We start from the raw sequence: 12357 nt of genomic DNA, 5'->3' as shown, positions 1-12357 counted from the left end.
GGATTGTCGTGTTTATACAAGCCTAACTTAAGTACATTGCTGAATTTTGTGTTTTAATCATACGATATGAACACAACACTTAAAAATAAAAAAAACAACCACACCCATACAATTTACGATGTTATTATTTCTGGTGCCGGCCCTGTAGGCCTGTTCCTGGCCTGCGAATTGGCTTTAGCCAAATGTTCGGTACTGATACTCGAAAAAGCAGTGGAAGCTCACTCGCCTTTAAAACAGCTTCCTTTCGGTATCCGTGGCTTGTCGGCACCAACAATTGAAGCACTTTATCGCCGTGGCCTGCTGCAAGAACTTGAAATTCATAAACACCTTAAAAACCCTCACCAAAATGCCGTGCAAGGGCCACGTCGCCAGGCAGGACATTTCGCTGGCATTCCATTTCGCGACGGTGATATTGATACTGCCCAATGGAAATATCGCCTACCAAGTTCTACACCTACCAGTTTAATTACCGAAATGGAGGAGCTGGAAACGGTACTTTCCCGGCGTGCAGCAATCTTGGGCGTTGAAATTAAACGAGGTTTTGCCATTACGAGCTTCCATCAAAATAACGAAGGTGTAACTGTACAGGCGGGTGGGCAATCTTTCGAAAGTAAATGGCTTGTAGGTTGCGATGGAAGCCGAAGTGTAGTACGCAAAACGGGCGGCTTCGAATTTGCCGGAACAGAGCCTGAATTTACTGGTTACACGGCTAAGGTAGACATCCTCAATCCGGAACTGCTTAAACCAGGACGAAACGTAACGCCAACAGGCATGTACATGCAATCGCAGCCAGGTTATCTGGCCATACAGGATTTTGATGGTGGTGCATTTCATGGTTCGGCAAAGCCAGTTACACGCGAACATTTGCAAGAGGTACTGCGCCGTGTTTCAAACACCGATGTTACCATCAGTACGCTACATATTGCAAGCACCTGGACCGACCGCGCAAGGCAAGCGACAAGCTACCGCAACGGACGTGTACTTTTAGCTGGTGATGCTGCGCACATTCATGCACCTTTAGGCGGCCAGGGACTTAACCTGGGTTTGGGCGATGCCATGAACCTGGGCTGGAAACTCGCGGCAACCATCAACAGGAAAGCTCCTGAAGGTTTATTGGATAGTTATGGCACAGAGCGACATCCAATTGGTGCACAGGTGCTCGATTGGTCTCGCGCTCAGGCAGCGATTATGAAACCCGAACCCAATGCCCGCGCTTTGCATGCCATTATTACCGATCTTATCAATACCACTGATGGTGCCACCTATTTTGCAGGAAGAGTGTGGGGTGTTTCTACCCAAATTAATCTCGATGGCAAACATCCGCTGGTTGGCTGCAGTGTTCCTAACTTTGAGTTTGAAGATGAGACAAAAATTGGCCAACTGATGCAGGATGGCCGAGGAATACTGCTTGATTTTGGCCACAATATCGCAATCAGAGAGTTAGCCAGCGAATACAATCAGATTGATTATATTTCGAAAACTGCGAAAAATCAATTGGGTCTATGTGCAGTATTGATCCGGCCTGATGGAATTGTAGCCTGGGCTACAGATGATTTGATAGAGACTAGCGAATTGCAAAAAGCAATGGCGACTTGGTTTTGGTTAACATAAAAAGAGATTGTATCATAAAACAAGTTTCTTTAAAAGTTTGCCGCGCTACCGTTGGCAGATTCCTATAGAAATTCGTCATTGCGAGGAGGAACGACGAAGCAATCTTTCATATAGGTGATCCTCGCTGTAAAGATTGCTTCGTCAGCTGAAAAAGCCTTCTCGCAATGACGATCCTTCGAGAAGATAAATAAACATTGGTTAGTTTTAGATGATTAGAAATTGGAGCGATTTTACGAAAGTTTAATGTTTAATCAGTAGATCAATCGAAACCCCTAAAAACACTGCCAAAAGGCCAAACATTAACATCCCAAGGCTATAAGCAATAATTGCTTTTAAGTAGCTTACCACTTTTCTCCCGTTAAAAAACTGTGCTATAGCCCATGTACTATAGACTGCCACTATAATGCTCGAAACCTCCATCAAACTGATTTTGCTAAGCCCCTCGACAATAGCAAAAACAGAAATGATTAACATGCCAATCCCCATCACAAAGCACAGCAGGATTAATATTTCGAAGAAGTTGTAGCTGTATTTTTTAAAAAATAGTTTTAACCACAAGGAAATGCAAACACCCATTAAAATATTGGCATAACCATAATGTCCCTGTACCCAATCGAAAATTAAACCGATGCTTGTTTTTTTTACCTCGGTAAATTCAACGTAACCTTCTTCAATATGAAAGAAATGACTAATTAACGTATAAATTAACGAGCTAACGATGATAAATATAACGGGCTTTACCAACCGGCTGCGGTTCTCGGTAATGAATGACCTGATATTCTGGCCAGGCCTGATCAGCAGTTCCTTTACCGTAAAGAGTATTCCTTTTTCGAAATGTAAAACATGTTGGATTTCATGCAGGATGTAATGCGCATCTACCCTTTTAATATGGACCGGTTGACCACAACGTCCACAAAAATCATCATTTACAACATGGCTACAGTTTCTGCAACTTATTAGATCAGTATGCATAAAGTTTATTGGTTAACATTTGGTGCATTACGTAATCTGATCTCATCGTTTACCGATCTTAAGGAGCTGTAGATCGGCAACCAGGTAATGGGCAACACCATTGCCGGGATGAATAACACTAGTTTTGCCTTGAGCAAAAACAAGGTTAAAGAAATAAGCACTCCAAATACGATAAATCCAATTAAGGCTCCCTTTAACTTCGCTCTGGTTTTGTTTAATTCTGCCAAGCTTAATTCAGACCATTTTTTCATCGTTCAAAATCTTTTCTGTAAAAGTGGGCACAAAAATATTTTCAGAGACTACACTTTAGTGTAAATTTGCTATTAAGCCATCCCCTAAATGAAAGACAGCATTACCTCCACTTTGCTTACCAAGAATAAGGTTGAAAAAATATCAACTGAAGACCTTCTTCAGCAAGATTACATGGAAGCTATAAAAGCTTTTGCGCGCTTAACCTACGAAAGCGTATATGTGATCGATTACGAAAAAATGGCGTTTGAGTATGTTTCAGAAAACCCTTTATTTTTATGTGGTTATTCGCCTAACGAAGTTTTGGATTTAGGCTATGAATTTTATTTTAAAAATGTACCTGAAAAGGATCTTGCATTATTGAGTCTGATTAACGAAGCCGGGTTCGATTTTTTTGCCAAACTAACTGATGGAGAAAAAAAACACTATAGCATTACTTACGATTTTCATCTGATTAACCAGGAAGGTAAACCCACGCTGATTAACCATAAACTTACGCCCTTGTTTTTAACTGGCGAAGGTAAAATGTGGAAAGCGATGTGTATTGTTTCCATCTCGCACCATCAGCAGGCCGGCAATATCTATATTTACAAACAGGGTACTGATGAGCTATGGGCGTTAAATATCGAAAGTAAAATCTGGCATAAATCAGAGAAACCAAAACTCAGCAAGAGGGAAATCGAAATATTGCAGCTGCATGCACAAGGCTTAACCATTAACCAAATTGCCGAAAAAATATTTGTTGCACCTGATACCGTAAAGTATTATAGGCGACGGATTTTTGAACGATTGGAAGTGAGTAATATGGTAGAGGCACTTTCACGCGCAGTTAATAGTAAGATGATTTAGTCTCACCCATTTTTTTACAATATTTTGGCCGGGAATTGCCCTCCCGACCAAAGCCTGGCTTTATTAGTAATCGCCTTAAGCATTCAATCCGCCATCGATTGTTAAAAACGAGCCGGTGATGTACCTGGCTTCTTCGCTTGCAATAAAGCTTACAAATGATGCAATATCTTCTACAGTACCATAATCTGGCAATGCCATACGGGTTCTTAAGAAATCAGCCAATGGTGCATCTGCAGGATTCATATCGGTATTGATTGGTCCGGGCTGAATCAGGTTTACTGTAATTTTACGGGCACCAAGATCGCGTGCCAAACCACGTGTAAAACCCTGAAGTGCCGATTTACTCATGGTATACAAAGTGGTTTCTGGACCAACCGCATTATCGCCCATGTTACTGCCGATGGTAATGATCCTACCACCTTCAGGCATGCCTTTTACCGCAGCCAAAGCCGCCACAAAAACTGCCTGAACATTAACGGCCATAATTTCATTATAATCCTCAAGGGTATGCTCTTCAAAGGCTTTTCCAATGTAAATACCGGCATTATTGATCAGGATATCTATGTGGCCAAAATCGGCAATTGTTTTAGCCACTGCGCCAGTTACTTCAGCTGGTATTATACTACTTGCTTTTAATGCCACGGCAAGCCCACCCGCAGCTTCAACCTCAGCCACTACGGCCGAAGCTTTTTCTGGTGAATTGGCATAAGTAAATACTACTTTTGCACCTTCGGCAGCTAATCTTTTTACAATCGCTGCACCTATGCCCCGGCTTCCTCCGGTTACCAAGGCAATTTTATCTGTTAACTTTTTCATCTGTATTTTTTAAATTTTATGCTAAAGTAAAAGAGATACTTTACATTTGCAGGTAAGCAACAAATTGTTAGGTACTAACAAAAAAGTAAGAAATGAGAAAAGAAACATCAACCAATGCTTTGAACGAAAAAATGATGATCGACAGCTGCGGCATGTCCTCATCGTTGGCGGTAATCGGCGGAAGGTGGAAACCCGCCATATTGTGCCGCCTTTCTTATGGCACCATGCGCTATGGCGAGCTTAAAAAAGACATTATCGGTATATCAGAGCGGATGTTGGTGGCGCAGTTAAGAGAACTGGAGAAAGACCAGATTATTACTCGTGTTGTTTTTCCAGAGGTACCGCCAAGGGTAGAATATCGCCTAACCGATTTGGGCCGTACCATGAAACCGATGCTGGATGCGATGTCTGACTGGGGCAATATGTACCGGGAACATATCAACCAAATGCAAGATTTATCTGCTAGCGTATTGCAAGACAAGTAAATGAAACTTGTGGTCTCTTTAAAAACTGCAAATTTTATGATTTTTAAAGATTAGTCCTGCTCATCAGATTCTAAAGAATAAACAGAAATTTTAACAAAAAACAATATGCTGTTTTTCGACTGACAAACAGCTGTCATAGGCCAGTCTTAGTTTTGTTCTATTAAATTAATATAACAAGATGTCAACAACTATGATTACTAAAAGCGAATTACTACAGCATTGGTTAGGCCACAGAAAACTAACCAGAAAAACCATTGAAAAATTTCCCGAGAAAGAATTATTCGAATTTTCGGTGGGTGGAATGAGGCCTTTTTCTTCATTAATTAAAGAGTTGTTATCGATTAATGTTCCTGGTTTAAAAGAAATGGTCACCAGAGAAACAACTCCTTTTAGTCATGATCTCCCGCTTAATAGCAAAGAAGAGCTACTAACAAAATGGGACGAGGATACACCAAAAATTATAGAATACTTTAACCAAATCTCTGAAGATCAACTTCACGAAACAATTAAATTATTCGGGCAGTACGAGTTTTCGATCATTAGCCACCTTTTGTATTTCATTGATAACGAAATACACCACCGCGGGCAAGGCTTTGTATATTTAAGGGCATTAGGCATTGAGCCTCCATTTTTCTGGGACCGTTATTAAAAACAAAAGCGCTTTATTAAGCGCTTTTGTTTTTTATTCTCTTCAAACCAGATTCCATTATTTCAATCAGCTCGTTGTTTAAATGGGCCGGTTCTATAATTTCAGCAACATCAACAAATTTAAGAAACCAGCGGACAAAAGAAACAACAGAAAGGGAACAGTCGAAATACATGATCACAAAATCATCTGAAATTTCTTCGCCTGTAAATCCGAAAATCTGTCGTTCCCAATATAGAAAATGTGCATACTTCCGGTCTACCCTGATTTCGATTTTCATTATATTTTCGGATAGGCCTTTATCTCTGAATTCGTTAATTGGTGGATGAGTAATGGTGAAGTTCTCTTGGAGTACTAAAACTTTTTTGATCCTGTCTAATCTAAAATTGCGGTAATCTTTCCTTAAATGGCAATAGGCTAAAAGATACCAAAGACTGTGTTCATAAAATACGCCGATTGGCTCTACTGATCTTCCGACCGTATGAATATCACCACCTTTAAGGTAATCGATATGGGTTATTTTTTTCCTTAAAGTACTGTTGAGTAAAACGTCGATAATGTTAGGCAGGTAATCGTTAGATTTAAAATCATTTTTAAGGTGTATTGCATCTTCTAAATGCAGGAAATCTCTTTTTTGATTCACCTGAAAAGAACTTTTTATTTTGATAAGTGCCACCTCAAAATGTTTTTTAATAAACTCGGTTTCATGTTTCTGCATCACTTTTTCTGCAATCATTAAACTGAGAATTTCTTCCTGGCTAAACCTCGATGGCTGAAGCCTAAAACCTTCCATAATCGAATAGCCAGATCCTGATTCATTTACAATCGGAATACCGGCAATCTCAAGGGCTTTTAAATCCCTGTAAATTGTCCTTAAACTGATTTCGAACCGCTTTTGTAATTCTGCTGTAGTGACTACAGATTTAGATTGCAATAAAAAAAATATCTGTAGTATCCGGTCAAATCTTTTGGTAATATCCATTTTAAAAATGTAGGTATTTAACTAAACAGTTCATTTAGATGGCTTGCCCATTAGCGGAGAAATTGCTTTGGCAATACGTTTTCTGATGAAGATTTTACGAGTTCAAGAATTCTGTTTTGCCGGGTTTCTGCTTTTTTTGCCATTACGATCCATTGCAGAATGGCTTTCTTAGTCGATTTACTTAAGCCAAGAAAAAAAATCTTTGCGTCTTTACTGTTTTTAAATGCTAAGGCTAAATCTTTAGGTATTTTAAGTGTTTCTACTGTATCTAAAGCTATCCATGACCCATTTTGTTTTGCCCTTTTAATGGTTTCTAAACCTGCTTTTGCGATAAGATCTTGTGCCAGTAGATGCTTTACCTTTTCTTTATTGATTTTCGACCAAACGCTATTGGGTTTCCGTTTACAAAAAAACTGCATAAACCGCTCACTATCGATGGGCTTTTTTATACTGTCTATCCAGCCAAAACAAAGAGCTTCATCTACAGCTTCGCTCCAGGTAAGGCTTGGCAAACCAGAACCCTTTTTACCATAAACAAGCCAAACAGATGATTTAAGCTCATGATGGGCGGCTAACCAATCCCGCCATTCTTTGATGTTGGCAGGGCAAAAAGTTTCTATATTCTTTACTTTGTTTTCCACTATTTCGCAATCCATAAAATAATTTTCCAGAACAGATTGTACATAAATTATTCAAACTATGTAGCAAATTTAGCAGGGTATAGTGACAACCTTATGGCAGTGGTGATTTTATCTTTTATAAAAACCTTTGAAAACAATTTTCATTCAGTTTGAGGCGACAGCTCTCCATCTTTATCTGGATAATTGATTTCTCTAAAATAATGACGAAAGCAGGAGTCCAATCCTTTTTATAATGATTGGAGTATTTAAATATAGACAATCGTTATAATCACAATCCAGATCAAGCTAAATACACCTCCAAAATAAAACATTGGCATATTTTGTTTCAAATTTTTCTTAATCAAGGCAGTGTAAGCGATCCAGCCAAAAAACGCAATAAAATATAATGGAACAGCGAATAATAACATAAGAATAAAATTGGTAATCAAATATAGCCATTTAATTAATTGAAGCCATAAATCGGTAAAATAAACGATCTATAGAGAAAACATAAAACCAAAGTTCCAGCCTAACCAACCCTGGGCACCGTTTTTAAAGCTGTGCTGCCAGGCAGGAGCTAATTCCTTTTTATAATTTTCACTGGGAACAGCTTCTCCTTTTACGTAATACGAATAGGCAGGTCCGGCAAAGATGGCAAGCATCGAGAAAGCGTTAAACTGCAGATTTGCCTGTAGCCTGTACAGGTTGTTTGCTTCTTCAAAATTACCGATATATATAGATTGGATCGTTCCTTCGGCGGCGATAGAGAAGCGTTTGTTTAATATAAAATCATGACCAAGGCCTAATCCAAAAGTAAATGCACGGGCAGTATCAGAAAAGTTTTTACCTGCAATTAATAAGGTGTATAATTTGGCATTTCCGGTTTTAAAGGCGATGTTGGTATTGATTACCTCATTGCTATAGACCACTATTTTGCGGTAGCCATTATTGGATAGGTTGATCAACCCAATACTGATGCCTGATGATGAATCGGCCAGATTTACCACACCAAGTTGAAAACCGTCCATATTTTGAGCATGGTTAACCAATCCGGCAAGCTGCATACCCTTTAAACGGCCCGATGTTTTATTCAATACGCCTGCCAACTGAACCCCTGTGGTATTTTTGCTCACATTAATCAGTCCGGCTACCTGCGCTCCTTTAACATCTTTGCCCGAGAGGTTACCAACCCCCGCCAATTGTACTCCCCTTACCTTATTTTCTACCCTGTTCAACAAACCGGACACCTGTAAACCATCTACATTCCTATTTACATCGTTGTAAGCACCCGAAAATTGAGTGCCTTTTACTGATCCGCCCACTACATTGAATAAACCTGCTACCTGAATCTTTTTAATATCACCTTTGGTTAAATTAAACGCCCCCGCTATTTCAAAGCCATTTGTTCCTGCAGTATAACCACCAAGTATATTTAAAGATACCTTGTTTACTACACTCGAACTCATGCTGCCATGCGAGCTTAAGCCAGGTGTAAACGATGCCTGAAAAGGTGTCTGTGCCAAAAAATCAGGAATATTCAGATTCTGGATACGTTGCTTTGAGGAGAGCAAAAAACGCCATATTCCCCTTCCTCCAAAAGTGTTGGTAAAAAATGCGCCCTTCTCCTTATCTGGATCTTCGTATTTCCCGGGCTTTATATTGATGTCAGCCAAAAAAACCAGGGCTGTATCGCGATAGGTTTCTTTACTTGCCGTTAAAATTACGCCACTGTGCTCGCCTTTAAAACGCAAGGTAAAATAACCATTATTATCTGTAAGCGCAGCCTGAAGCAGTTTTTTTTCGTAAACACTGGCCTGTTTAACTTTATTTCCGGTTCTGGTATCAACTACATAACCGCTTATTGCATATTCATTTTCACCATTAGCAATGTGCTCTGCTTCTATTGTTAAATGATTTACGGCATAACGAAGAATAATGTATTCGGCATTTTCTTTATAATCTACCTTACCATCAAATAGCTGATCTAAAACCTCGCGCACCGGAACATTTTTCACATTCAGGTTAACCAGGCTATCCTGTCGGAATAATACTCCGTTGTAAGAAAAATAGAATCCGCCAGCTTTGCTTATCATCTGCAAAACATTGCCAATCCGTTCCTGCTTAACATTTAAACTTACTCCTTTTGATAAATTCCTTCTATAATCAACGGTGGTAACCTGTGCGCTGCAATAGCCCGAAATAAAGAGCAATAAGATAATCAGTTTTGTCTTCATTATTTTTTAGCAGACAACAAAATGCTGTTGCCGTTACGGGATAACTGTAAATTGAAGGTTTGGCAGATAATTTCAAGATTCTGGTTTATCGATCCCATTTTTAAAGTGGTATTAATGGTTAAACCCTTAATCTTTTCATCTAAAGTGATGTTGCTTCCATAAGCCTCGTTCAAGGTAATCACCAGTTTGGATAAAGCAATGTTATTCGCCTGAAACAGATTACTACGATAATAGTTGTAAAGCTGATCGGTACTTTGTTCTTTTACCAGTTTGCTGGTATTACCGTCGATATGGATCTTTTCGCCCTTATAAAGCTTAATTTCATTGTTGGCCAGGCGAACCTTCACAATCCCGGTTTCTACGTTAATTTCGGTATCCTTTTTTATATGCTTAATGTTGAACGAGGTACCTACCACTTCTACACTGATTTTTTCAATGTCGATAACAAAAGGATGGATTTTATCTTTAGCTACATCAAAAAATACATCACCTTGTTCCAATTTCAGTTTTCTGTTGTTTTTAAAGTTAGCAGCATAACTTATTTTAGAATTCTTGTTTAAGGTAAGGGCCGATCCATCGGGCAAGGTTTCGGTGCGCACCTGGTTGGTAGCCGCGAGTTCAGTATAATTTCCGCTACTGTATAAACTATACGCCACCCAACCGCCCACCGCAATAAACAATACCGCAGCTATCCTTAGCCAAATCTTACCAAGATTTAATGGCTTAATATTGTCGCCCCCTGGTTTTAAATCTGCCCTTCTTGTCTTAAAACTTGCCCATGCCTGTTCTTCATCCCTTTTGTTTTCGTTTTTTAGGGTGTTGCTTACGTTCCAGATGGTTTCTAACTGCAAGAAATGTTTTTTATTGGCCTCAGCAGCATTTAGCCACTTTTCTACCTTTTCGTTTTCTTCTATAGTACTTTCTTTTAGAAGAACCTTTATCAATAATTCATCAGTCATGTGCTTTCTTCTAATTAAAAAAATCGTTGTAATACCATAATCCGAGTAAAATAAACACCAGGAAATCGGCAAGTTTTAGTCTTAAAATCCTTAAAGCCTTTCCCATTTGATTTTCTACCGTTTTTATTGATAGACCTAAATGATCGGCAATTTCGCGGTATTTCAATTCTTCGAACCTGCTCATTTGGAAAATGGTGCGGCATTGCTCGGGTAAATGATTCAGGGCATCTCTTAAATGCTGCTGTAGCTCTGAAAACTCAACTTTTGCAGCGGCAGGTTCATGTTCTGTATTCATGGTGTGTACCGTAAATTCCTGGTATTTGCTTTTGGTTTTTTCCTGTTTAATATAGTTTAAACTATCGTTGTAAACACATTTGTAGAGGTATGCTTTTATAGATTGTATTTTAAGGTTTTCCCTTTTTTCCCAAAACTTCAAGAACATTCCCTGTACAATTTCCTCAGCAACATCTTCATCCTTTAAAATCACCTGAGCATAAGCATGCAGCGCATTGTAATGCGTTTTGAACAAATGTTCAAATGCGGTATCATCATGGTATTGATGGCTAATTTCGGAAGCTACTGCTGTTAATTCCACGGGTTTAATTGTAGTCAAATATATATTTTTAATAATTTAATGAGAGAATTAGTGATTGAGGGAGAAGGATGGAATGAGAGAATATTAAAATCGATCACTTAAAATTCAATCATCCAAAACTCAGTCATTCAATCATTCACCTATCTAAAAACTAATGGCCAAACCACCTGTATAACCTAAAAATAGGGCATGTAAGGTATTGTCTTTTCTGTCCCAGCTTTTTACATAGTGTTTCTGTAAGTTTTTTCCCTCTTCGGTATTGGTTGACACAAAATTGAACGATGGCCCTGCAAAAATTTCTAAATTTTGGCCTATCCTAAGTGATGGTAGTAACTGGAAGGTAGATTTGAAATAATTGCCCCGTTTAAAGTTTTGCAATGAACCCGCGGTAAGTTCTGCATTTAACCTAAAATGTTCTGATTGAAAAAAGTGAGCACCTAAACCTGCTTCGAAAGCATAAACCTCATCTTTATTTTTGAAGTTATAACCAACCCCAATAATACCGTATAATACTTTCCCGCCCGATCTGAATGTAGCCATGGTAGTTAAATTCTGGTTGGTGGTTAAAGCAATACTTTTCTCACCGTTTTTAACAATATTGATAATCCCAATCGGATAATCGCTGCTATCGGCCACGTTAATAAAACCGGCAAGCTGAACGCCTTTTACTTTCTTTGCTACATTGATAAAACCTGCAATTTGCGATCCTTTTACATCGCCCGCTTTATTCATAAAACCACCAACCTGCACGGCAGAAACATTTTTCAAAGTCCAGTTCATAAAACCAGCTACCTGTGCACCGCTGTTTTCTTTTGAGATATTGGCGAAACCGGCAATGGCCGCCCCATTCCCTCCACCATAAGTATTGATAAAACCCGCAAACTGTGCACCACTTGTTTTGCCACCAATGTGGTTGGAAAAACCTGCGAACTGTGTACCGCTTGCATTTTTACGCACAATATTGGAAAGGCCTGCAAATGAGAGCCCTTTTTCTGCTGCCGAAACACCAACCAAAGCATTTAAAGAAAATACATTTGTATCTAGCGCTGCATGGGTTCCGTTTGTGCTTACCGGATATACCAAACCAATATTTACTTTCCCCTTTTTACCTTCCTGTGCAAAACTATTTAAACCTGTGCTTAATAATATCGCTAAACCCAATGTTTTAACACCAGATGCTTTTTTGAAGTTGATGTTTGTTGCAAAGCTGTTTTTAATTTTTGTCGAAGTTGTATTCATTTCTGTCTAATTTTAAAATGAGACAACAAATACAACACTTACCCCTATCTGCAGCAAAAAAATATATTTTTTGCACATCATTATTATTAGAAGTCTTTTT

General features: G+C 38.9%; 13 protein-coding genes. 4 read left to right on the top strand and 9 right to left on the bottom strand.

Annotated features, from left to right (window positions below):
* Positions 1 to 66: 66 nt before the first annotated feature.
* Positions 67 to 1611, top strand: coding sequence for an FAD-dependent monooxygenase (locus FHT21_RS00145; RefSeq protein WP_167292769.1), 1545 nt, complete (start codon positions 67 to 69; stop codon positions 1609 to 1611).
* A gap of 240 nt (positions 1612 to 1851) precedes the next feature.
* Here the strand turns inward: FHT21_RS00145 and FHT21_RS00140 are convergent, their stop codons facing one another.
* On the bottom strand, positions 1852 to 2583 hold the full coding sequence (locus FHT21_RS00140; protein ID WP_167292767.1) for a DUF3667 domain-containing protein: 732 nt from the start codon (positions 2581 to 2583) through the stop codon (positions 1852 to 1854).
* 5 nt (positions 2584 to 2588) lie between these two features.
* Complete coding sequence (locus FHT21_RS00135; RefSeq protein WP_167292764.1) at positions 2589 to 2834, bottom strand: hypothetical protein; 246 nt, start codon at positions 2832 to 2834, stop codon at positions 2589 to 2591.
* 88 nt (positions 2835 to 2922) lie between these two features.
* Between FHT21_RS00135 and FHT21_RS00130 the strand changes: the two genes are divergently transcribed.
* Positions 2923 to 3681, top strand: a complete 759-nt coding sequence (locus FHT21_RS00130) for a helix-turn-helix transcriptional regulator (protein ID WP_167292762.1) — start codon at positions 2923 to 2925, stop codon at positions 3679 to 3681.
* 75 nt (positions 3682 to 3756) lie between these two features.
* Here the strand turns inward: FHT21_RS00130 and FHT21_RS00125 are convergent, their stop codons facing one another.
* On the bottom strand, positions 3757 to 4497 hold the full coding sequence (locus tag FHT21_RS00125; protein ID WP_167292760.1) for an SDR family oxidoreductase: 741 nt from the start codon (positions 4495 to 4497) through the stop codon (positions 3757 to 3759).
* Between the two features lie 92 nt (positions 4498 to 4589).
* Here FHT21_RS00125 and FHT21_RS00120 point away from each other — a divergent pair, with 92 nt between their 5' ends.
* Positions 4590 to 4982, top strand: coding sequence for a winged helix-turn-helix transcriptional regulator (locus FHT21_RS00120; RefSeq protein WP_167292758.1), 393 nt, complete (start codon positions 4590 to 4592; stop codon positions 4980 to 4982).
* A gap of 190 nt (positions 4983 to 5172) precedes the next feature.
* Positions 5173 to 5631: a DinB family protein gene (locus FHT21_RS00115; RefSeq protein ID WP_243853809.1), complete on the top strand. Its 459-nt coding sequence runs from the start codon at positions 5173 to 5175 to the stop codon at positions 5629 to 5631.
* A gap of 16 nt (positions 5632 to 5647) precedes the next feature.
* On the opposite strand, the gene FHT21_RS00110 is transcribed toward FHT21_RS00115, so the two are convergent.
* The 6 genes from FHT21_RS00110 to FHT21_RS00085 form a co-directional block, all read right to left on the bottom strand.
* Positions 5648 to 6610 carry a YafY family protein gene (locus FHT21_RS00110; RefSeq protein ID WP_167292754.1) on the bottom strand — a complete coding sequence of 321 codons (963 nt, stop codon included), beginning with the start codon at positions 6608 to 6610 and terminating at the stop codon, positions 5648 to 5650.
* Positions 6611 to 6660: 50 nt separating this feature from the next.
* Positions 6661 to 7266, bottom strand: a complete 606-nt coding sequence (locus FHT21_RS00105; RefSeq protein WP_167292752.1) for a YdeI/OmpD-associated family protein — start codon at positions 7264 to 7266, stop codon at positions 6661 to 6663.
* A 461-nt stretch (positions 7267 to 7727) separates the two neighbouring features.
* On the bottom strand, positions 7728 to 9464 hold the full coding sequence (locus tag FHT21_RS00100) for an STN and carboxypeptidase regulatory-like domain-containing protein (protein ID WP_167292750.1): 1737 nt from the start codon (positions 9462 to 9464) through the stop codon (positions 7728 to 7730).
* Positions 9464 to 10423, bottom strand: a complete 960-nt coding sequence (locus FHT21_RS00095; RefSeq protein ID WP_167292748.1) for a FecR family protein — start codon at positions 10421 to 10423, stop codon at positions 9464 to 9466. The genes FHT21_RS00100 and FHT21_RS00095 overlap by 1 nt, the downstream gene beginning before the upstream one ends.
* A 10-nt stretch (positions 10424 to 10433) precedes the next feature.
* Positions 10434 to 11036 (bottom strand): RNA polymerase sigma-70 factor, encoded by a 603-nt coding sequence (locus FHT21_RS00090; RefSeq protein WP_208398841.1) that lies wholly within the window; start codon positions 11034 to 11036, stop codon positions 10434 to 10436.
* Between the two features lie 126 nt (positions 11037 to 11162).
* Positions 11163 to 12257, bottom strand: coding sequence for a hypothetical protein (locus FHT21_RS00085; RefSeq protein ID WP_167292746.1), 1095 nt, complete (start codon positions 12255 to 12257; stop codon positions 11163 to 11165).
* Between the last annotated feature and the right edge of the window lie 100 nt (positions 12258 to 12357).

It is taken from the genome of Pedobacter sp. SG908 (assembly GCF_011759615.1).
GTDB lineage: Bacteria > Bacteroidota > Bacteroidia > Sphingobacteriales > Sphingobacteriaceae > Pedobacter > Pedobacter riviphilus.
This window is presented reverse-complemented; position numbering and strand designations above follow the sequence as displayed.